This is a genomic window from Isoptericola cucumis (genome assembly GCF_014635665.1).
In the GTDB taxonomy this organism is placed as follows: domain Bacteria; phylum Actinomycetota; class Actinomycetes; order Actinomycetales; family Cellulomonadaceae; genus Isoptericola; species Isoptericola cucumis.
This window is the reverse complement of record NZ_BMDG01000019.1, coordinates 13,079-31,454: the sequence shown is the minus strand read 5'-3', so window position 1 is coordinate 31,454 and position 18,376 is coordinate 13,079. Positions and strand designations below refer to the sequence as shown.

15 protein-coding genes are annotated in these 18,376 nt (G+C 75.3%); 10 read left to right on the top strand and 5 right to left on the bottom strand.

Annotated features, from left to right (window positions below):
• Positions 1-18: 18 nt before the first annotated feature.
• Positions 19-2,376 carry an MMPL family transporter gene (locus IEW03_RS19990; RefSeq protein ID WP_188525475.1) on the top strand — a complete coding sequence of 786 codons (2,358 nt, stop codon included), beginning with the start codon at positions 19-21 and terminating at the stop codon, positions 2,374-2,376.
• On the opposite strand, the gene IEW03_RS19985 is transcribed toward IEW03_RS19990, so the two are convergent.
• A complete protein-coding gene (locus IEW03_RS19985; RefSeq protein ID WP_188525474.1) occupies positions 2,367-5,030 on the bottom strand; it encodes a M14 family zinc carboxypeptidase in 2,664 nt (887 codons plus the stop codon). The genes IEW03_RS19990 and IEW03_RS19985 overlap by 10 nt on opposite strands.
• 199 nt (positions 5,031-5,229) lie before the next feature.
• Here IEW03_RS19985 and IEW03_RS19980 point away from each other — a divergent pair, with 199 nt between their 5' ends.
• Both IEW03_RS19980 and IEW03_RS19975 read left to right on the top strand, forming a co-directional pair.
• Entirely contained in the window at positions 5,230-6,333 is a 1,104-nt protein-coding gene (locus tag IEW03_RS19980; RefSeq protein WP_188525473.1) for a Gfo/Idh/MocA family protein, read from the top strand.
• A 98-nt stretch (positions 6,334-6,431) separates the two neighbouring features.
• The gene (locus IEW03_RS19975) at positions 6,432-7,883 is read left to right on the top strand and encodes a hypothetical protein (protein WP_188525472.1); all 1,452 of its coding nucleotides are present in this window, start codon (positions 6,432-6,434) and stop codon (positions 7,881-7,883) included.
• Between the two features lie 87 nt (positions 7,884-7,970).
• Here IEW03_RS19975 and sucB read toward each other — a convergent pair whose 3' ends face one another.
• A complete protein-coding gene (sucB, locus tag IEW03_RS19970; RefSeq protein ID WP_188525471.1) occupies positions 7,971-9,764 on the bottom strand; it encodes a 2-oxoglutarate dehydrogenase, E2 component, dihydrolipoamide succinyltransferase in 1,794 nt (597 codons plus the stop codon).
• A 269-nt stretch (positions 9,765-10,033) separates the two neighbouring features.
• Between sucB and IEW03_RS19965 the strand changes: the two genes are divergently transcribed.
• Both IEW03_RS19965 and IEW03_RS19960 read left to right on the top strand, forming a co-directional pair.
• On the top strand, positions 10,034-10,387 hold the full coding sequence (locus tag IEW03_RS19965) for an oxidoreductase (protein ID WP_188525470.1): 354 nt from the start codon (positions 10,034-10,036) through the stop codon (positions 10,385-10,387).
• Positions 10,388-10,441: 54 nt separating this feature from the next.
• The gene (locus tag IEW03_RS19960) at positions 10,442-11,212 is read left to right on the top strand and encodes a class I SAM-dependent methyltransferase (RefSeq protein ID WP_229738466.1); all 771 of its coding nucleotides are present in this window, start codon (positions 10,442-10,444) and stop codon (positions 11,210-11,212) included.
• A 135-nt stretch (positions 11,213-11,347) separates the two neighbouring features.
• Here IEW03_RS19960 and IEW03_RS19955 read toward each other — a convergent pair whose 3' ends face one another.
• Positions 11,348-12,850: a leucyl aminopeptidase gene (locus IEW03_RS19955; RefSeq protein ID WP_188525469.1), complete on the bottom strand. Its 1,503-nt coding sequence runs from the start codon at positions 12,848-12,850 to the stop codon at positions 11,348-11,350.
• A gap of 63 nt (positions 12,851-12,913) precedes the next feature.
• On the opposite strand from IEW03_RS19955, the gene IEW03_RS19950 reads away from it, so the two are divergent.
• The 4 genes from IEW03_RS19950 to IEW03_RS19935 are packed head-to-tail and all read left to right on the top strand — an operon-like array spanning position 12,914 to position 15,049.
• A complete protein-coding gene (locus tag IEW03_RS19950; protein ID WP_188525468.1) occupies positions 12,914-13,273 on the top strand; it encodes a hypothetical protein in 360 nt (119 codons plus the stop codon).
• Positions 13,270-13,752, top strand: a complete 483-nt coding sequence (locus tag IEW03_RS19945; RefSeq protein WP_229738465.1) for a hypothetical protein — start codon at positions 13,270-13,272, stop codon at positions 13,750-13,752. The genes IEW03_RS19950 and IEW03_RS19945 overlap by 4 nt, the downstream gene beginning before the upstream one ends.
• The gene (locus tag IEW03_RS19940; RefSeq protein ID WP_188525467.1) at positions 13,752-14,843 is read left to right on the top strand and encodes a quinone-dependent dihydroorotate dehydrogenase; all 1,092 of its coding nucleotides are present in this window, start codon (positions 13,752-13,754) and stop codon (positions 14,841-14,843) included. Before IEW03_RS19945 ends, IEW03_RS19940 begins: the two co-directional genes overlap by 1 nt.
• Positions 14,840-15,049, top strand: coding sequence for a hypothetical protein (locus IEW03_RS19935; protein WP_188525466.1), 210 nt, complete (start codon positions 14,840-14,842; stop codon positions 15,047-15,049). Before IEW03_RS19940 ends, IEW03_RS19935 begins: the two co-directional genes overlap by 4 nt.
• Here IEW03_RS19935 and yczR read toward each other — a convergent pair.
• Positions 15,013-16,533 (bottom strand): MocR-like transcription factor YczR, encoded by a 1,521-nt coding sequence (gene yczR, locus IEW03_RS19930; RefSeq protein WP_229738464.1) that lies wholly within the window; start codon positions 16,531-16,533, stop codon positions 15,013-15,015. The genes IEW03_RS19935 and yczR overlap by 37 nt on opposite strands.
• Before the next feature lie 60 nt (positions 16,534-16,593).
• Here yczR and yczE point away from each other — a divergent pair, with 60 nt between their 5' ends.
• Complete coding sequence (gene yczE / locus IEW03_RS19925; protein ID WP_229738463.1) at positions 16,594-17,337, top strand: membrane protein YczE; 744 nt, start codon at positions 16,594-16,596, stop codon at positions 17,335-17,337.
• A gap of 6 nt (positions 17,338-17,343) precedes the next feature.
• Here the strand turns inward: yczE and IEW03_RS19920 are convergent, their stop codons facing one another.
• On the bottom strand, positions 17,344-18,357 hold the full coding sequence (locus IEW03_RS19920; protein ID WP_188525465.1) for an aldo/keto reductase family protein: 1,014 nt from the start codon (positions 18,355-18,357) through the stop codon (positions 17,344-17,346).
• Positions 18,358-18,376: the final 19 nt, after the last annotated feature.

Here is an 18,376-nt window from a genome sequence, read left to right as displayed (position 1 = left end):
TCCTCCCTCCGAGGCAGAATGCTCAGCATGCTTAGTAATCGCCGGTCCGGCTTTCTCCGAGGTCTCGCCATTCTGGCAGCGATCGGGGTGTGGTTGGCGATCGGCGCGGTCGGCGGACAGGCCCAGGGCAACCTGAGCAGCGTCCAGACCAACGACGACGCCGCGTTCCTGCCCGAGAGCGCCGAGTCGACCCAGGCGGCCGAGCTCGGGCGCGAGTTCACCGACTCCGAGACCCTGCCCGCGCTGGTCGTGAGCGAGACCGCCGACGGGTCCGCCCTGACGCCCGAGCAGCTCGCCGACGTGCAGGCCTTCGCCGACGCGATCGCCGACGCACCCCTCGAGGGCACCTCGGGCGACGAGCCCCGCACCGTCGGTGACGCGAGCGTGGCGGACCCCGTCGTCGTGCCGTCCGAGGACGGGCAGGCGGCGCTCGTGGTCGTCTCGCTCGACGCCGCGCTGGCGTCCGAGGACGTCGGCGCCGAGGAGTCCAGCGTCTCCGAGCTCGCGATCGGCGCGCTGCGCGCCCTCGCCGCCGCCGACGCGGCGGACGGCGGGCTGGCCGGCACCGGGCTCGACACGTGGGTCACCGGGCCCGCCGGCTTCGTGGCCGACCTCGTGAGCGCCTTCGGGGCGATCGACACGGTCCTGCTGCTCGTCGCGCTCGGCGCCGTCTTCGTCATCCTCGCGCTGGTCTACCGCTCGCCCGTCCTGCCGTTCGTCGTGATCTTCACGGCGGTGCTCGCGCTCTGCCTGGCCGGGCTCGCGGTCTACCACCTGGCCGCCGGTGACGTCCTCACGCTCAACGGGCAGTCGCAGGGGATCCTGTCGATCCTCGTGGTCGGGGCGTCCGTGGACTACGCCCTCCTGCTCGTCGCCCGCTACCGGGAGGAGCTGCGCGCGACGGTCTCCCCGTACACCGCGATGCGCCGCGCCGTGCGCGCCTCGATCGAGCCGATCGCCGCCAGCGCGGGCACGGTGATCGTGGGGCTGCTCTGCCTGCTGCTGTCGGACCTGTCGTCCAACCGCAGCCTCGGGCCGGTCGCCGCCATCGGCATCGTCGCGGCGTTCCTGTCCGCCCTGACCCTCCTGCCCGCGCTGCTGCTCGTCGGCGGCCGGCGGGCGCGATGGGTGTTCTGGCCCAAGGTGCCGCACGCGCTGGGCCGGCACTCCGACGCGCCCGAGGTCCCGGCGCCCGCCGACCCCGTGCCCGGCGAGGGCACGCCGGCGACCCCGGCCCCCGACGACACGCACGTGGACGTCGCGGGCCACGGCGTCTGGTCCCGGGTCGCGGGCTTCGTCGGCCGTCACGACCGCGTGGTCTGGATCGCCACGGCGGTCGTCCTCGCGGGCGGCGCGGCCTTCGTCCCGACCCTGGACGCGGAGGGCACCGGCGACTCGGACGTGTTCCTCACCCAGGTCGACTCGGTCGACGGCGAGGAGGCGCTCACCAGCCACTTCGAGGGCGTCTCCGCGCAGCCGGTGGTCGTCGTCGCGCCGGAGGCGGCCGTCGACGACGTCGTCGAGGCCGCCGAGGGGACCGCCGGCGTCACCGCCGCGACCGTCGTCACCGACCAGCCCGCCGCCGCCCCCGGACAGCCCGCCCGCGGCGAGGTGCTCGTCGTCGACGGGCAGGTGCGCGTGGACGTGACGACCGCGGCCCCGTCCGACAGCCAGGAGGCCGTGGAGACCGTCGCCGACGTGCGCACCGCGGTGCACGACGTGAGCCCCGACGCCCTGGTCGGCGGCGCGGCCGCCGAGCGGCTCGACACCCAGCTCGCGGGGGAGCGCGACCTGCGCACCATCGTGCCCGTCGTGCTGGTCGTGATCCTGGCGATCCTCATGCTGCTGCTGCGCTCCGTGCTGGCGGCCGTGCTGCTCATGGCGGCGAACGTGCTGTCGTTCGGCTTCGCGCTCGGCGTCGCCGCGCTGGTGTTCAACCACGTCCTGGACTTCCCGGGCGCGGACCCCGCGGTACCGCTGTACGCGTTCTGCTTCCTCGTCGCGCTGGGCGTCGACTACTCGATCTTCCTCATGACACGTGTGCGTGAGGAGAGCCTGGCGGTCGGCACGCGCCGCGGTGTCCTGCGGGGCCTGGCCGTCACGGGCTCGGTCATCACGTCGGCCGGCGTGGTGCTCGCCGCCACGTTCGCCGCGCTCGGCGTCATCCCGCTGCTCTTCCTGGCCCAGCTCGCGTTCATCGTGGCGTTCGGGGTGCTGGTCGACACGCTCGTCGTGCGCAGCCTGCTCGTCCCGGCGCTCGTGCACGACGTCGGCGACCGCACCTGGTGGCCGTCGCGGCTGGCGAAGGCCGGCGGCGCGCCCCCGGAGGGACGCACCGCCGGCCCGGTCTCACCGCTGAGCGGGTCTCACCGCTGACGCAGGCGACCGTCCGCCGTGAACTGCGGCTGCAGCCCGGCGAGCTGCGTGGAGCTCACCTCGGCCGCCGGCCCGCCGTAGACGGCGTTGTAGAGCAGGTTGAACGACGACCGCGGCAGGGACCGGAAGGTCACCTCGCTGCCGTACGTGACGACCTTGCCCTTGCCCACGTCGAACGACACCACGTTGGCGGTGCCGGCGACGTGCTCCTCACCGCGCAGGTAGCCGCTGGCGAGCACGTCGTCGTCCGGGTAGCTCGACACGACGTCGGCGTCCGGCCCGGTCGGGGTCCAGGCCTGCGTGTCGTACAGCCACACGGGCCACTCCTCCGGCATGCCCCAGGCCACCATGTCCGAGGTGTCGAACTGGTGGTTGAGCAGGCTGCCGCCCGTTGCGAACTCCTCGTCGTCCTCCGGCAGGGCCGGCTCGATGGGCAGCTTCAGGAGGTCCTGGGCCGTCTCGACGGAGTCGCCGATCGCCAGCAGCGTGCCGCCCTGGCGCACGAACTGGCGCAGCTTGCGCCAGCCGTCGGCGCCGACGCCGTACGCCCAGGCGAACTCCTCGTCGTACTTCGCCGGGTCGAGACCCTCGACGATGTCCTCCTTCGAGATGCCCTTCGGCAGCACGATCGTGTCGTAGACGTCGCCGAGCCTGCCGCTCGTGAAGTCCTGCGCCCCGACCACCTCGTAGTTCACCTTGTACTGGTCCATGACGTACATGTCCCAGCCACCCGGCATGTTGTTCGCCCCGCGCAGCAGGCCGACACGGGTGCGCGGCTTGAGCTGGATCCCGTCGACCTCCGGGGCCTCGGGCGTCGCCGCCACGGGCACGCCGACGTCGGCGCTCGACGTGGCGAGCACCCGGCGGGCCTGGGGCGTGGCGGGCACGACGTACGTCCCCGCCGGGTACGCGGTCCCGTCGGCCGTGAACTCCGCGCCCGCCCGGAACGTGGCGATGTTGGCCTTCTGCAGGGCGGCGACCATCGGGATCGTGCCGTACGACTCCGGCCGCACGAGGTACGCGCCCGACGAGCCCGGCGCGGCCGGCATCTCGACGTCGGGCACCTCGACCTGCTCCACGCGCTCGAGCTCCGCGGCGACCGGCTCGTCGACCGCGGCGACGTCCACGCCGAGCTGCAGCGGCAGGCTCGTCGTCGCCTCGGCGTACGGCAGGTCGTCGGTCGGGTACTCGTCGGTGCCGAGCAGCTGGTCGACCCAGTTGCCCCGCGGCTGGTGGGTCGCCACCACCCACGACCCGGCGGGGTACTGCTCGCCCCCGGCCGTGAAGGGCGCCGTCGCCCGGTCGATCTCGACGCCGGTCCACTCGAGCCGCTCGAGCATCTCGTACGTCGCGTACGGGTCGCGCTGCTCGGCGTCCACCACGTACGCCTCGACGCCGGAGGCCACACCGTTCTCGGTGAACTCGTGCGGGGCGGCGTACAGGTTGTCGTACAGCAGCTCCGTGCCGTTGTCGGCCACGTACTCCATGCCCGCGTACGTGGCGGTCTCGGCGTACTCGACGATGTCGCGCAGCGTCCACGTGTCCTTGTCGTACGGCTGGATGAGGTCCTGCGTGGGCGTCTGCGGGCCGAGCGGGCTCCCGTCGCCGGAACGCTGCGGGTACGCGAGGTCGACCACCGACGCGATCTCGGTGAGGTACACGCCGGTCCCCGTGAACGGGAAGAAGCCGACGGGCTGCTCGAGGGTCCAGTAGATGTGGTAGTCGTCCGTGCCGACCCCGGTCTTGCCCTCGGCGGTCAGCCCGCGCATGGCGTGCTGGCCGACGGCGGAGGCCGACGCGTTCGAGTTCGCCGGCACGTTCGGGCTGGTGACGCCGCCGTACGGCGGCACGAAGATGCGCTCACCGGTGCTGCCCTGCTGGTGCATGATGTGCGTCATCACCGGCCGGTACTCGTTGGTGAGCCCGAGCCGGTACCGCGCCTCGACCTGCGTGAACATCGTCCAGTCGCGGTTGTCGTCGTGCCCCGTGTACTTCTGGTACAGGTCGGGGTAGACGCGCGCCAGGTCGGTCCCCGCGGTGCGGTCGAAGTGGTCGACGACCTTGACCTGGCCGTCCGGGTTCTGCGACGGGACCAGCATGATCACCGAGTTCGTCAGCACGTTCTCGGTGAAGTCCGAGGTCTCCGTCGCGAGGCGGTGCACGATGTCGTTGATCGCCTGCCCGTTGCCGACCTCCGTGGAGTGCACGGTGGCCTCCAGGTGGTAGATCGGCACGCTCTCGCGCGCCAGTGCGCGAGCCTCGTCGGGCGTCGTCGAGCGGGGGTCGGAGAGGCGCTTGTTGAGCTCCACGATCTCGTCGAGGCGCTCCAGGTTCTCCGGGGCACTGATGAAGACGGTGGCGTACTCGTTGCCCTCGGTCGTCTCGCCGACGGTCTCGTAGTCGACGCGGTCCGAGCTGTCCGCGATCGAGCGCATGTAGTCGAGCACGTCCGGGTAGGCGGCGAGCTTTCCCTCGGCGCCCATCTCGAACCCGAAGTGCTCCTCGGGGGTGGGGATGTCGGCCGATGCGGCCGGCAGGGTGGTCGCGGGTCCCTCCGCCGTGGCGGGGGAGGATCCCGGCGCCGTGGCGACCAGCGCCGTGGCGACCACGGCCGCCGACATCGCTGTCACGGCGGTGGAGCGTCTGTCACGCATGTGCTGCTCCTTTCACATGCCTCGCCGCCCTCTGCGGTGAGGACGGCGCCACGCTATTGCCTGGCCATACCTTTTTCCTGTCGGACGGTCAGGTGGTCTCCCGGCCGGTGGCCGCCGGGCGGGCGTTCCCGGCGGCGTGCCGGACACGTCCCGGCGCGCTCCCGCCGCGCCGCGCCGCGCGTCGTGCACCATGGACGCCATGACTGATCAGTCCGATGTGACGACGACGGACGGTTCGACCGACGACGCGGCCGGCAGCAGGGGAGCGCCGCCGCGCCTGGCGATCGTCGGCTACGGGGGAGCGGGCCGGGAGATCCACGCCCGGCTCGCGGCGGAGGCCGGCCTGTCGGTGACGGCCGTCGTGACCCGCGACCCGGGCCGCCGCAACCAGGCGGCCGGCGACTGGCCGGGGGCGCGGCTGCACGCGGACCTGGACTCGTTGCTGGCGGCGCGGTCGACCTACGACCTCGTCGTCGTGGCGAGCCCGACCGCGCTGCACGCCCAGCAGGCGGCCCAGCTGGCCCGCGCGGGGGTGCCGTTCGTGCTCGACAAGCCGATCGGGCTCGACGGGCACCAGGCCCGCGCCGTGGTCGAGGAGGCCCGGGCGACCGCCACGCCGTTCACCGTGTTCCAGAACCGGCGGTGGGACCCCGAGCAGCTCACGCTGGCCGGGCTGCTCGAGCGCGGGGAGCTGGGGGACGTGCACACCTTCGAGCGCCGGTGGGAGCGCTGGCGGCCGGTGCCGCGGCAGCGCTGGAAGGAGAACGACCCGACCGGGGGCGGGCTGCTGCTCGACCTCGGGCCGCACCTCGTGGACTCCGCCACCCAGCTGTTCGGGCGCGTCGAGTCCGTGTGGGCGCAGCTGCGCGCCCTCACCACGCCGACGGAGGACGACGTCTTCCTGGTGCTGCAGCACGAGGCCGGCGGCGGGCTCGCGGCGAGCCCGCGGCCCGTGGTGTCCCGGCTGTGGGCCGGTTCGGTCGTCGGCGCCCCCGGCCCGCGCACCCGTGTGCTCGGGTCGGCGGGGGCGTACGTCGTGACGACGTTCGAGCAGGACGGCTCGCCCTTCGAGGTGTTCGACGACGACGCGCCCGCCGGCACCCTCGGCTGGTTCACCCGCGGGCGTGACCGCAGCGCCGTGCCCGCTGCGCCTGGCGGGCACGCCGACTTCTACCGTGCGCTGGGTCCGTGGCTCGGCGGCGACGCACCGCCGCCCGTGGACCCTGCGGACGCCGTGCGCACCGCCGAGGTGCTCGACGCCGCGCGGGTGTCCGCGCGCGAGGGCCGCCGCGTGGACGTCTGACCCGTTCTCGACGGTGCTGGGCGGGCGTCGGCGGGTCGTCGGTCGGGGCCTGTGGACGACGGCCGCGGGGTCGCCGCCCGACGGTGTTCGATGGTGCCGTGCCGCACGAGGACCTGATCCCGATCCCCGCCGACGCCGCCGCGCGCGACGCCCTGCTGCGCCGCGTGCGGGAGCTGGCCGCGCTGGACCACCCGCGCGTCGAGCCCGTCGTGGGCGCCGAGCCGCGTGACGACGGCGTCCTCGTCGTGCGCCGAGGGCCGGGCGCCGCCGCCGACCTGCCCGCGGTGCTCGCCGTGCGCGGGCGGCTGACGGCCACCGAGGCGTCCGGGCTGCTCGTCTGCGTCGCCCAGGGCCTCGCCGCGCTGCACAGCGCCGGTCTGGAGCAGGGCGGGGTCGGCGCGGGGGACGTCGTCCTGGACGGCGACGGCACGGCCATGCTGCGCCCCGCCCTCCAGCTCGAGCGCGACGGGGCGCCGAGCGGACCCGGGCCGGCGGGTGTCGACGCCGCGGCGCATGACGTGCACACGCTCGCCGCGCTGGTCGCCGAGCTCGGGGGCGCCCAGCCGGCCGCCCGGCCGGGCGGCCGGCCGGGCGGGCCGGGATCGGCCGACGACGAGACCGTCGCGCTGCAGGCGGTGCTGGCTCCCGCGCTGGCCCCCGACCCGCGCGTCCGCCCGGAGGCCGGGACCCTCGCGGCGCAGGCGGCCGACGCCTGCGCGCACGAGCCGGTCCTCCTGCCGGAGCGTGCCCGCCTGGCGGCGGCCGCCCTCGGCGTCTCCGTGCGCGACCCGGCGCACCGGTCCCACGACGCGTCGTGGGACCGGTCCACGGAGCCGGTGGCGCGACGTGCCGTGCGCCGGCCGGGGGCGACGGGCGAGACGGCTGTGCGGGCCCGCGCCGCGTCGCACCGCCGACCGGCGGCCGGGGACGGGCGGACGGGCGGGAGCACGCGTGGCGCCCGGGCGGCACGGCGGGACGCGTCCGGGACACGCCGCCGGCTCTCCGGGGTGGCGGCCGCGGTCGGGGTGGGCGTCGTCGTGGCAGGGATCGTGGTCGTGGCGCTCGAGGTGCGCCAGCCCGACGCCCCGGCGGTCGCCACGGCGACCACGCCGGCGGGCGCCTCCGGCGGCGCCGCGCGCGAAGGGGCGGCCGAGGCGGTGCACGCCGACCCGGTGCGGGACCGGGCGGAGCCCGCGGCTGCTGCGGCAGCCCTCACCCGGGCGCGGGTCGCCCTGCTCGCGGGCGGGCCCGGCTCCGCCGACGAGATCGACCTGGCGGGTTCCGCCGCCCACGCCGCCGACTCCCGGCTGCTGTCCCAGGTCGAGGCGGCGGGGACCCAGGTGGAGGGCGCGCACGTCGAGGTGCACGCGACACGCACCCGCGACCGGACGGAGCGCACGGCCCGGGTGGAGGTCGACTACACGATCGGCGCGCACGTCCAGCAGGCGGCCGACGGCGCGACCACGCAGGTGGCGGCGTCCGGCGTGCGCAGCGCCACGCTGGACCTCACCTGGACCGAGGGCGGCTGGCGGGTGAGCGCCGTCGCATGAGGTCCGCCGGCGCACGAAGGGCGCCCCCGGCGAGTGCCGGGGGCGCCCTTCGTGGTGCTCGGGGAACGAGCGTTCAGGGGCCGGGGGTCAGAGACCGACCTCGGACTCGAACGCGCCCTCCTCGATGCGGGCCTTGATCGTCGTGAGGAAGCGTGCCGCGTCCGCACCGTCGACCAGGCGGTGGTCGTAGGAGAGGAAGAGGTACGCGAACTGGCGGATGGCGATGGTCTCCTCGCCGTCCGGACCGGTCACGACGGCCGGCTTCTTGGTGATCGTGCCGGTGCCGAGGATGGCGACCTGGCCCACCGGGACGATCGGCGTGTCGATGAGCGCGCCGCCGGAGCCCGTGTTGGTGATCGTGAACGTCGCGCCGGACAGCTCGTCCGGGCCGACCTTGTTGGCGCGGGTGCGGGCACCCAGGTCGCCGATCTGGCGGGCGACGCCCGCCAGGTTGAGGTCGCCGGCGTTCTTGATGACCGGGACCACCAGGCCGCGCTCGGTGTCGACGGCGATGCCGACGTTCTCCGACGGGTGGTAGGTGATCTCGCCCTTCTCCGGGTCGATCGACGCGTTGATCTTCGGGTACGCCTTGAGCGCCTCGACCGCGGCGAGCGTGTAGAAGGGCAGGTAGGTGAGGTTCGCACCCTCGCGGGCCTTGAACGACTCCTTGGCCTTGGCCCGGAGCTTCGCGACCTTGGTGACGTCGACCTCGACCACGGTGGTCAGCTGCGCCTGCGTGTGCAGGGACTCGACCATCCGCTCGGCCACGATCTTGCGCAGGCGCGACATCTTCTCCGTCGTGCCCCGCAGGGGCGAGACCGGCGGGACGGCCGCGGGCTTCGAGGCCGCCGCCGGAGCCGGTGCGGCGGGCGCCGCCGCGGGGGCGGCAGCCTTCTCCGCCGCCGCGAGCACGTCCTCCTTGCGGATGCGGCCACCGACGCCGGTGCCCTGGACGGTCGTGACGTCCACGCCCTTCTCGGCCGCGAGCTTGCGGACCAGCGGGGTGAGGTACGAGCCCTTGCCGGACGCCGCCTGGGCGGGAGCCGCCGGCTGCGCCGGGGCGGGCGCGGCGGGAGCCGGAGCGGCGGGTGCCGGGGTCGGTGCCGGCGCGGCAGGAGCCGGCGCGGGCGCGGCGGGAGCCGGGGCAGAGGCCTCGGGCTTCTCCGGCGCGCCGACGGGCTCCGGCGCCTTCGCGGGCTCGGCGGCCGGCGCGGGCGCTGCCGGAGCAGACGACGCCGCACCGGAGCCGACGACGGCGAGGGTGGCGCCGACCTCGACGGTCTCGTCCTCGTCCACCAGGATCTTCTGGAGCGTGCCGGCGACGGGCGACGGGATCTCGGTGTCGACCTTGTCGGTGGAGACCTCGAGCAGCGGCTCGTCGACCTCGATGGTGTCGCCGACGGCCTTGAGCCAGCGGGTGACGGTGCCCTCGGTGACCGACTCGCCCAGGGCCGGCAGGGTCACGTCGGTGCCCTCGCCGCCACCGGCGGCGGGCGCCTCGGCGGCCGGAGCGGGCTCCGGCTCGGGCGCGGCGGCGGGCTCCGGGGCGGCCTCGGGCTCCGGCGCGGCGGCCGGCTCCGCGGGAGCGGCCTCGGCGGCGGGTGCCTCGGCGGCCGGGGCGGCGTCGCTGCTGCCGGACCCGGAACCGTCGCCGATCACCGCGAGGGTGGCGCCGACCTCGACGGTCTCGTCCTCCTCGACGAGGATCTGCTCGAGCGTGCCGGCGACCGGCGACGGGATCTCGGTGTCGACCTTGTCGGTGGAGACCTCGAGCAAGGGCTCGTCGACCTCGATGGTGTCGCCGACGGCCTTGAGCCAGCGGGTGACGGTGCCCTCGGTGACGGACTCGCCGAGTGCAGGAAGCTGCACGTTCTCAGACATGACCTGTGGAGTCTCCTTCGATCAGTGGGTCAGGCGACGTGCCGAGGCGGACCGGTCCGTGCCGGCCCGCAACCTCTTCCGGTTGCCGCGTTCTGGTCACTGCCTGCCATCTTGTCATCTCCGGGGGGCGGTCCCCAATCGATCCGGGCCTCGCGATGGTGTGATGCTGCGAACACCTGAAGCACAGCACCTCCGGGACAGCGACGCATCACGATCACGTCCTGGTCACGTGACGGTGGGCACCAGGGCGCGGCGGTAGTCTCACGATCATGTCGCTCAGGAGCGCGATGGACCGCCTGCTCGGACGGTCCGCGACACCGGACCCGACCACCGCGCCGGCCCGAGGGTCGCGGGAGGCCACGGTCGGCCATCTGCAGGAGTTCGTGCGCACCCGCGTCGGCGTCGAGGCCTACGTGGAGCCCCCGAACGCGCAGACGCCGACGACCGTGCTCCTCGTCGCGACCTCGGGGGAGTGGACGCGCCGCCGGGTCCCGGACGAGCGCGCCGGCTTCGAGGTCGCACGCTCCCTCGGCATCCCGGTCTACAACGTCCGGTTCACCGGCTACCCGCAGCGGATGCGGGACTGGAACAGCGCGCAGCGGGCGAAGCAGCGCCGCCGCTGACCGGGCGTCGCCGGGCCGGACCGGCGGACAGGGGGAGACGGACAGGGGAGAGACGTGGACGGTGGAGGCGCCCAGCGGTGGTCGGCGGTCGCCGACGAGTGGGCCGCGTCCTGGGGCCGGGTCGCCGCCCCCGTCTGGGGGCCGATGCTCACGGCCGCCGGCGTGGGTCCCGGCACCCGGGTGCTGGACGTGGGGTGCGGCACGGGCGAGCTCCTGGCCCACCTCGGCGCGCTCGGGGCGCGCGGGTGGGGTGTCGACCCGGCGCCGGCCATGCGGGCGCGCGCCGCTCTGGTGCCGGGCGCCGACGTCCGCGACGGGGACGCGGACCGCCTCCCGTTCGGCGGCTCGAGCATGGACGTCGTCGTCGCGGTCAACGCCCTGCAGTTCGCCGAGGACACGTTCGGCGCGCTCGACGAGGTGACGCGGGTGCTGGTCCCGGGCGGGGCGGTGGCCGTGGCGAACTGGGCGGAGGGCGCCCGCAACGACCTCGACGTCGTCGAGCGCGCCGTGGCGCGCGCCCAGGACGACGACCCGCTGCCGGACGGCGAGCTGCGGGCGCCGGGCGGGCTGGCGGCGGTGCTGGCCGAGGCGGGGCTGCGGCCCGTCGCGTCCGGGATCGCCCCGACGCCGTGGCACGCGGCCGACGACGACCGGCTGGTGCGCGGGCTGCTGCTCGGTGAGGACCCGGCGACCGTCGAGCGGCTGGCCCCGGTCGTGGTGGCCGCCGCCCGCCCGTTCCGCACGGCCGCCGGTGGGTACGTGCTGCGCAACGCGTTCCGGTGGGTCGTGGCGCGCACGCCCGGCGGGTCGCCGGACCCCGCCTGAGCATCCCGCCCGAGCAAACCGTCCGAGCGTCCCCGACCGAGCATCCCGACCGAGCCCCGCCGCGGCGGACGACGGCCGGGCCGGCACGACGACGGCGGCGCCCCGGGTGGGGAGCGCCGCCGTGGTCGAGCGTGGTCAGGCCTGCGCGCGGCCCTCGAGGAAGCCGAGCAGCGTGCGCACGCCGACGCCGGTGCCCCCGGCCGGCGTGTACCCGTACGGCGCCTTCTCGTTGTACGACGGGCCGGCGATGTCGAGGTGGGCCCACGGGGTGTCGCCCACGAACTCGGCGAGGAAGTGGCCCGCGAAGAGCATCCCGCCCCAGCGCTCGGGCGAGGAGTTGACCATGTCGGCCACCGTCGACTTGAGGCCGGCCTTCAGCTCCTCCGGCATCGGCATCGGCCAGAACGCCTCGCCCACGGCGTCGGCGGCGACCTTGACCTCGTCGCGCACGGCGTCGGTGCCCAGGAGCCCGGACGTGCGGTGGCCGAGGGCCACCATCTGCGCGCCGGTCAGCGTGGCGATGTCCAGGACGACGTCGTGCCCGTCCTCGACGGCGGAGACGAGACCGTCCGCCATGACGAGACGCCCCTCGGCGTCGGTGTTGGTGATCTCGACGGTCTTGCCGCCGCGCATGGTCACGACGTCCGCCGGCCGCTGCGCGTTGCCGCCCGGCATGTTCTCGGCCAGGCAGAGGTAGCCGGTGACCGCGACGGGCAGGCCGAGGCGGGCCGCCGCCAGGACGGTGTGCAGCACGGCGGCCGCCCCCGCCATGTCGGACTTCATCGTGGGCATGCTGGCCGGCGGCTTGAGGGAGATGCCGCCCGTGTCGAAGGTGATGCCCTTGCCGACCACGCCGACCTTCGCCGTCGCCTTGGCGGGCGCGTACGTGAGCTTGACCAGCCGCGGCCCGCGGGACGAGCCCTGGCCGACGCCGACGAGCCCGCCGTAGCCGCCGGCGGCCAGCTGCTTGTCGTCGAGCACGGAGACCTTGACGCCCTTGACGCCGAGCTCCTTGACCGCGGCCTTCGCCGCGTCCGCGAACGCGGCGGGGAACAGGTCGTTCGGCGGGGCGTTCACCAGGTCGCGGGTGCCGTGCACGGCGGCGGCGAGCACCTCGGCGCGGGCGACCGCGGCCTTGGCCCGCGTGGACCGGGCGAAGGAGGTGACCACCTCGAGGCTCGCGACGGGGGCGCGCTTGGCCGCGACGTCCGCGCCGCGGTACGGCGTGTAGGAGTACGCCCCGAACAGCGCGCCCTCGACGACGGCGGCGAGCTCGTCCTCGTCGACGGCGGGCAGCGCCACCACGGCGTGGGCGGACCCGGCGAGCGAGCGGGTCGCGGCGCCGGCCGCGCGGCGCAGCGTCTCGTGGGACAGGGTCCCGTCCGCGTCGCGCTCGCCGAGGCCGGTCAGCACGAGGACGTCGGCCTTGACGCCGTCGGCGGCCGGGATCGTGCGCACCTCGTCGACGGCACCGGTGACGCCGAGGCGGGGAGCGAGGGTCTCGATCCGGCGGACCAGGTCGGCGGGGAGCTGGTCCGCGACGACGGCGACGCCGTCCGAGGTGGAGCAGGTCCCGACGACGAGGGCGTCGGCCTTGAGGGTGGAGGGATTCTTGGCGGTGAGGGTGAGGTCTGCCACCCGCCGATCGTATCGCCGCCGCCGGGCCCGCCCCCACCGGGCCCGGGCCGGTAGTCTGCGGGCGTGCTCCTCCCCCTGCTGATCCTTCTCGTCGTGGCGTGCGCGGCCCTCGCCGGGTGGGCGCTGTGGTTCGCGCTGCGCGACCGGGCCGTGATCCTGCGGCAGCTGTTCGGGGCCGCCGCGATCGAGGCGCTGCTCGTCGTGCAGGCCGTGGTCGCGGGGGTGCAGCTCGTGACGCAGGACCGCTCCGTCGACGGCCCGCTGTTCTGGGGCTACCTCGCCACGGCCCTCGTCCTGCTCCCGGTCGCCGCCTTCTGGGCGTTCGCCGAGCGCACGAAGTGGTCGTCGGTCGTGCTGGCCGTCGCCGCGGTGACGGTGGCGTTCCTCGACTGGCGGCTGTGGCAGATCTGGGGTGCGGCATGAGCCGCACCGAGCGGACCGGCCCGCGCACGGGCAGCGGGTTCGGGCGCCTGCTGGTCACCGTCTACGGGGTCCTCGCGTTCGCCGCGATCGGCCGGTCGTCGTACGAGCTGGCGACGAAGTTCTCCGAGGCCCCGGTCGCGTACTCCCTGTCGACGCTGTCGGCCGTCGTGTACGTGCTCGCCACGCTCGCCCTCGCGAAGGGCGGCCCGCGCTGGCGGGCGGTCGCGTGGGCGACGGTCGCCTTCGAGGCGGTCGGGGTGATCGCGGTGGGCGCTGCCTCGGCCGCCGCCCCCGACGTCTTCGGCGAGACCACCGTGTGGTCGGGCTTCGGCCAGGGCTACGGCTACGTCCCCCTCGTGCTGCCCTTCGTCGGCCTGTGGTGGCTCTGGCACACTCGACCGGGCCGGTCCGGTGCCGTCCGCGACCCGGAGGACGGCTCGGCGCACGACTCCTCGACCACCTCGCCACCGGAGGCCTGATGACCCCGTACTCCCTGCTGTTCAACGGCGTCTTCCGCCGGATGGACCCCGAGCGTGCCCACGAGCTCGCGTTCGGCGCGATCTCGTGGGCCGGCCGGGTGCCCGTGCTGCGCGACGTCGTGCAGGGAGCGCTCGCGCCCTACCTCGGCCGCGGGCACGGCGGGCCGGGCAGCACCGAGGTGCTGGGCCGCACCGTCCCGGCGCCGTTCGGGCTCGCGGGCGGCTTCGACAAGAACGCCCGCGCGATCCGCGGGCTGACGATGCTCGGGTTCGGCTTCGTCGAGATCGGCACCGTGACGCCGCGCCCGCAGCCCGGCAACCCCAGGCCGCGCATGTGGCGCGAGCTCGACGTGCGGGGCGTGCGCAACCGGATGGGCTTCAACAACGACGGCGCCGCCGCCGCGGCCGGGCGGCTCCGGGAGCTGCGCGCGACGGCCGCGGGCCGCGCCGTCGTCGTCGGCGCCAACATCGGCAAGAACAAGACCACCCCGCCCGAGCAGGCCGCCGAGGACTACGCGGCGTGCGCGCGCGAGCTCGCGCCGTGGGCGGACTACCTCGTCGTCAACGTCTCGTCGCCGAACACCCCGGGGCTGCGCGACCTGCAGACGACCGCCGAGCTGCGGCCGATCCTCACGGCGGCCCGGGCCGCGGCCGACGAGGCGACCACCGCGGCCGGCGAGCGACGCGTCCCGCTGCTCGTGAAGATCGCTCCCGACCTGGCGGACGCGGACGTCGACGCCGTCGCGGACCTCGTCACCGAGCTCGGCCTCGACGGGGTCGTCGCCGTGAACACCACGATCGGCCACGACCGCGGCCCCGGCGGGCTGTCCGGCCCGCCGCTGCTGTCCCGCGGCCTGCAGGTCGTGTCCCGGCTGCGCGAGCGGCTCGGGCCCGCCCCCGTGATCATCGGGGTCGGCGGCATCGCCGGCGCCGACGACGTGCGGGCCTACCTGCGGGCGGGGGCCGACCTCACCCAGGGCTACACGTCGTTCATCTACTCCGGGCCGATGTGGCCGTCGCGCGTCAACCGCGCGCTCACCCGCACCCGCGGCTCGGTGGCCGCGGGCAGCATCGCGGGGAGCGCCGGATGATCCGCCCCCGCTGGGAGTGGGCCCTCGAGGACGCCGCGGGCGCGGCCGTCCCGAGCGTGCCGAGCCCTGTCTTCACCGCCCAGTACGACGCCGAGCAGTGGCTCGGTGAGCATTGGCGCGAGCTCGCCGCCGCGGGCGCCGCGTCGGCACGCCTGCTGCACGACGGGACTCAGGCGGCCCCGAGCGTGGCGCTGCCCGCCGTCTGACGGCCGGCCGTCACCTGCGCCCAGGCGCGGGCCAGCCGGGGCACGGCCTCGGTGAGCTGGTCGGGGTCGCGCGCGAACGTGAGCCGCACCCGGTCGCGGGCCGAACCGTCGGGCGTGAACGCGGGCCCGGGCGTGACCAGGACGCCGTGCGGCACCGCGGCCGCGGCGAACGCCTGCGCCAGCGGCCGGTCGAGCCCCGCCCAGAGGCACAGCCCGCCCGCCGGGACGGGCACCTGCCATCCAGGCAGCTGCCGGCGCACGAGGTCCACGAGCAGGTCGCGGCGGGCGCGCAGCTCGGCGGTCCGGGCCGGGAGGATCTCCTCGCGGCGCCGCAGCAGCTCGACGACGGCGAGCTGCTCCAGCACGGGCGTCGCGACGTCGGCGGACTGGCGCACCCGCGCCAGGCGCCGCACGACCTGCGCCTCGGCGCGCACCCAGCCCACCCGGACGCCGCCCCAGAACGTCTTGGACGCCGAGCCGACGGTCACGACGTGCGGCGACGTCCCGTCCCCGTCGAAGGGTGCCGGCACCTCGGCGCCGGGGTCGAGGGCGAGGTCGGTGAGCGTCTCGTCGCCCACGACGGTGACGCCCGCGCGGTCGGCGATCCGGCGCACGGCGGCCCGCTCCTCGGCCGACATCGTGGCGCCGGTGGGGTTGTGGAAGTCGGGCACCAGGTAGACGAGCCGGGGGCGGGTGCGGCGCACGGCGGAGGCGAGCGTCTCGACGTCGCCCACCGGGACGCCGACGACCCGGGCGCCCAGGCGCCGTATCGGCTCCGGCGCGTGGAAGTACGTGGGCGACTCGACGACGGCGGTCTCGCCGCGGCCGACGAACGCGTGCGCGAGCAGCGAGATCGCCTGCTGGGCGCCCGTCGTGACGAGGATCTGCTCCGGGACGGTGGGCACGCCGCGTGCCGTGTAGCGGTCCGCGATCGCGGCGCGCAGCGGGTCGATGCCGAGGTGGGCGTAGCCGCCCGCGCCGAGGTAGCCCGGCAGGTCGTCGAGCGCGGCGGTGTACGCGTCGTGCAGGGCGGGGGTCGCGGCGGGGGTGGCCTGGGCCAGGTCGATCGTCGCGACGGCTCCGCCGTCGGACGCGGTGCCGCGCTCGGTGGCGCTCGTCCCGCCGACGGGCACGGCCGGGGCGTCGCCGGCCGGCTCCGGGGAGCGGGGGGCGACCGCGCCGCGCGGGAGGGTCGTCACGGTGCCCGAGCCGACCCGGCTGGCCAGGAACCCGAGCTCGCGCAGGTGGGCGTAGGCGCCGGAGGTCGTGGTGCGCGAGACGCCGAGGGCGGCCGCGAGCTCGCGCTCGCTCGGGACGCGGGTGAGCGGCGGCAGGCTGCCCGCCAGGACGGCGGCGCGCAGCGCGTCGGCCAGCGCGCGGTACGCCGCGCCGCCTCCGCGCCAGTCGCCCAGGAGGCGTGCGGTGGCGGTGGGGGAGAGCTGGCGCACCGCGGCGGGTGCGGGGGACGTGGGCACGGCGGTCACGAGGCCACTGTTCGCCGAATGGCCATGGAAAGCAAGGCCATTCGGGTCGACGATGGCACCATGACGTCTCCGACCCCCGCCCGGCGCGCCCGCGTCCCCGGCCCTCCCGTCGCGCGCGACGCCGTCGCTCTCGGCCCCGTCCGCCGCGGGGTGCAGCTGGTCCTGGGCCTGCTGGGTTACGCGTGGTCGATGGCGATGCTGCTGCACGCGTCGATGGGCGCCATGCCCTGGGACGTGCTCTCCCAGGGCCTCGTGCGCACCACGGGGCTGTCGTTCGGCGCGGTGACCGGGATCGTCTCGGTGGCGGTGCTGGCGATGTGGGTCCCCCTGCGGCAGCGCCCGGGGATCGGCACCGTGGCCAACGCCGTCGTCATCAGCGTGGCGATCGGGCCGTTCCTGACCGCCGTCGCCGTGCTGGTGCCCGACCCGGGGACCGCGGCGCGGGTCGCCCTCGCCGTCGGCGGCATCGTGCTGAACGGCGTGTCGACGGCCGCCTACATCGGGGTGCGCCTCGGCCCCGGACCGCGCGACGGGCTGATGACCGGTCTCGTCGCCCGCACGGGCTGGTCCGTGCGCCTGGTCAAGACCGGGATCGAGGTGGTCGTCGTGCTCGTGGGCGTCCTGCTCGGCGGCACGTTCGGCTGGGCGACGATCGCCTACGCGCTCGGGGTGGGGCCGGTCGTGCAGGCGACCGTGCGGTGGCGGTGGCTCGTGCCCGCGGGCCTGGCCGACCGCGCGCCCCGGGCGGACCGCCGGAACGGCTCGCCGCGGGGCGCGGCCGGGCGCGGTGCCGCGCGCGGGTGACGACCGTCAGGCCACGCGCGTCGACGGCGCGTTGCGGGCCGTCATCGCGGGGTCGCGCTCGACGACGTCGCCCAGGACGTCGTCGATCCGTGCCATGAGCTCTTCGGGGATCGTCACGCCGGAGGCCTTGACGTTCTCCGCGACCTGCTCGGGCCGGGACGCGCCGACGAGCGCCGCGGCGACGTTGTCGTTCTGCAGCACCCAGGCGACCGCGAGCTGCGCCATCGACAGCCCGAGCTCGTCGGCCACCGGCCGCAGGCCCTGCACCCGGGTCAGCACGTCGTCGTCCATGAACCGCCCGATGCTCTCCGCGCCGCCCTTGGTGTCGGTCGCGCGCGAGCCGGCGGGCGGGGCCTCGCCCGGCAGGTACTTGCCGGACAGCACGCCCTGCGCCATCGGCGACCACACGATCTGCGACAGGCCGGCCTCCTTCGACGCGGGCACGACCTCGTCCTCGATCACGCGCCACAGCATCGAGTACTGCGGCTGGGAGGAGATGAGCTGGAAGCCGAGGTCCTTCGCCAGGGCCGCACCGGCGCGGATCTGGTCGGCGGTCCACTCGCTGACGCCGATGTACAGCGCCTTGCCCTGGCGGACGATGTCGGCGAACGCCTGCATCGTCTCGGTCAGCGGCGTCTCGGTGTCGTACCGGTGCGCCTGGTAGAGGTCGACGTAGTCGGTGCCGAGCCGCCGCAGGGAGCCGTCGATCGACTCCATGACGTGCTTGCGCGACAGGCCTGTGTCGTTGGGGCCGCCGGGCCCGGTGGGCCAGTAGACCTTGGTGAAGATCTCGAGCGACTCGCGCCGTTCGCCCGCCAGCGCGTCGCCGAGCACCTGCTCGGCCTTCGTGTTCGCGTAGACGTCCGCGGTGTCGAACGTGCTGATGCCGGCGTCGAGGGCGGCGCGCACGCACTGCGTGGCGACGTCGTTCTCCACCTGGGAGCCGTGGGTGAGCCAGTTGCCGTAGGTGATCTCGGAGATCTTCAGACCGCTGTTGCCGAGGTACCGGTAGTTGACCATGCGACTCACCCTAGGGCGG

Bases quoted from the DNA above. Each gene is read 5' to 3' on its own strand.
- sucB (WP_188525471.1), bottom strand. From the start codon at position 9,764: ATGTCTGAGAACGTGCAGCTTCCTGCACTCGGCGAGTCCGTCACCGAG.
- IEW03_RS19940 (WP_188525467.1), top strand. From the start codon at position 13,752: ATGACCCCGTACTCCCTGCTGTTCAACGGCGTCTTCCGCCGGATGGAC.
- IEW03_RS19985 (WP_188525474.1), bottom strand. From the start codon at position 5,030: ATGCGTGACAGACGCTCCACCGCCGTGACAGCGATGTCGGCGGCCGTG.
- IEW03_RS19965 (WP_188525470.1), top strand. From the start codon at position 10,034: ATGTCGCTCAGGAGCGCGATGGACCGCCTGCTCGGACGGTCCGCGACA.
- IEW03_RS19990 (WP_188525475.1), top strand. From the start codon at position 19: ATGCTCAGCATGCTTAGTAATCGCCGGTCCGGCTTTCTCCGAGGTCTC.
- yczE (WP_229738463.1), top strand. From the start codon at position 16,594: ATGACGTCTCCGACCCCCGCCCGGCGCGCCCGCGTCCCCGGCCCTCCC.
- IEW03_RS19935 (WP_188525466.1), top strand. From the start codon at position 14,840: ATGATCCGCCCCCGCTGGGAGTGGGCCCTCGAGGACGCCGCGGGCGCG.
- IEW03_RS19920 (WP_188525465.1), bottom strand. From the start codon at position 18,357: ATGGTCAACTACCGGTACCTCGGCAACAGCGGTCTGAAGATCTCCGAG.
- IEW03_RS19945 (WP_229738465.1), top strand. From the start codon at position 13,270: ATGAGCCGCACCGAGCGGACCGGCCCGCGCACGGGCAGCGGGTTCGGG.
- IEW03_RS19980 (WP_188525473.1), top strand. From the start codon at position 5,230: ATGACTGATCAGTCCGATGTGACGACGACGGACGGTTCGACCGACGAC.